Origin of the sequence: Litorilinea aerophila, from assembly GCF_006569185.2 — a bacterium.
Lineage (GTDB): Bacteria > Chloroflexota > Anaerolineae > Caldilineales > Caldilineaceae > Litorilinea > Litorilinea aerophila.
The window spans coordinates 1-1951 of the sequence record NZ_VIGC02000074.1 but is presented as its reverse complement, the minus strand read 5'-3'; the positions used below and the strand labels follow the sequence as shown (position 1 = coordinate 1951).

1 protein-coding gene is annotated in these 1951 nt (G+C 61.0%); it reads right to left on the bottom strand.

The window, feature by feature from the left end:
• The coding region (locus FKZ61_RS24380) for a recombinase family protein (RefSeq protein ID WP_141612630.1) at positions 1-1681 on the bottom strand (1681 nt) is incomplete at its 3' end.
• Positions 1682-1951: the final 270 nt, after the last annotated feature.

Sequence of the window (1951 nt, the reverse complement as noted above, 5' to 3'; positions counted from 1 at the left end):
AATCAGCGTTCATCTGCGTGGGTCTACGTCCTGGTAACAATCGACAATTATCGTCGGTGGGGACGATGTGCTTGATAGTGATGGCATCCTTTTCTACGACGATGTGATCAATTAACAACCGAATCACTTCCTGCTGCACTTCGGGGGTTGGGTTTGCGAGCGAGGCTTCAATCTTTTGACAGAAGGTCGCAAAGTCTTCCAGCATTTGTGCCTTGGCCTGTTGCTGCCGGGCCTGTTGGCGTAGCTGCCCCAGGCGCTGGGCCAGCGCTTTGCGCTCGCTATCCAACTGCGCTTTGCGGCGCGCTAATTCTTCCTTGTCGATCAGTTCGTCCTGAAAGGCATCCAACAGGCGCGTCCATTGCCGCTCCAGGGCACGCTGACGGCGCTGGAGCCGATCCGCTTCATCCGGATCGGCGGTGTCGGTCTCCCATTGCGCCTGCCAGGCATCGGCCAGTAAGTTGGGATTGCCCAACAATCGGCACACCGCTTCCCAGACCAAAGGCTCCACGATCCGCCCGGCAATGGAGCAGGCATGGGGTGCGACATCCGGATCCCGAAGCTTGCCGCGGTTGGTGCAGTAGTAATAGACGCCTCCCTGGCTGGTGCGGCCCGCCAGGGTGCGCCCGCAGGTGCCGCAGACCAACAGGCTGCGCAACAGGTAGAAATGCCGCTTGTTGTTCCGCGGGGCGAACTTTTGGTTCATGGCCAGTTGCTCCTGCGCTCGTTGCCAGACATCTTCTGCCACCAGGGGCGGCACGGCGATTTCAATCCATTCCTCCCGCAGCCGGGGCTCGTGGGTGGGCCGTCGCCGCCGGCCGCGCCCAGACTTCTTGGGCTGCCCCACGGCTTCGTGGCAGGTCCGCGTGCGGTTGTAGTAAGCCCGCCCGGCGTAGGCCGGTTGCTGGAGCAGAGTCTGCACGGTGCTGTAATGCCAGCGCTTGCCGCGGGGCGGCATGCGGTCGCCGGCTTCATTCAGCCGGTCTACGCTCTGGGTAATCGTCAGCCCTTCTTCGGTATACCACCGATAGAGGGTCCGGACAACCTCGCCTTCGGTGGGCTGCTCTACCCAGCGCCCGCCCCCAGGCTCACTGACCGGCACATACTGATAGCCATAGGGCGGATTGGGGTTCACCAGGGTACCCTGGCGCATGCGGTACAGCTTGCCCCGGCGCAACCGTTCAGTGATCTGGACCCGTTCGTATTCGGCAAAGAGACCCTGAATGCCCAAAAACAGTTGGCCCTCGGGCCCATCGGGCGCCGCAGGTTGGTTGATGAAGATGACTTCTACCCCGACCCGGCGCAGCTCATCCAACAGCACCCACTGATGAGCGTAGTGACGGGCCAGACGGTCAGGGCTGTAGCACAGTACCACATCAAATCTCGCCTCCGGGGCCAGGTCCCGCAGGTGGTTGAGCGCTGGACGATCCAATTGAGCGCCACTGACCCCCTGCTCCAGAAAATACAGCGCCGGGTCCAGGGGATAGCCCTGCTGTTGGGCAAAGCTCTCTAATGCCGCAATCTGGCTCTCAATCGTGGCTTCCTGCTCCTGCTGGGGCGTGGAAACCCGGGCGTATAAGGCAGCGCGTTGTGTCACTTTTGTACCTCCTGAACGAGCAACTTCGTCCTTTCGATGGGCGAATCGGATGCGGCAGATGGCGCTCCAGAGCGCGGCATCTGCCACAACAACTCATACGCTTTGCGTAGCCGGCGCACCGCGTCGCGATGCGGTCGGCGTTCGAGACGCACAGTCCACCCTTGCTCCTTTTTCATCAGATCCGCCTCCTCAGCCAAGTGGGAACAGTTGCTTGTTTCCAACTTAACTCGAGGAAGCGGCCGGAGCAACTAGCCAGCTTTGCGCGGTCGCCCCGCACGCCGTTCAGGAAGTGTTATTCGGTTCTCAAGGATCAGAGGTGCCGTTTTGTCGATTGTTACCGAGACATATCAGCGTCCT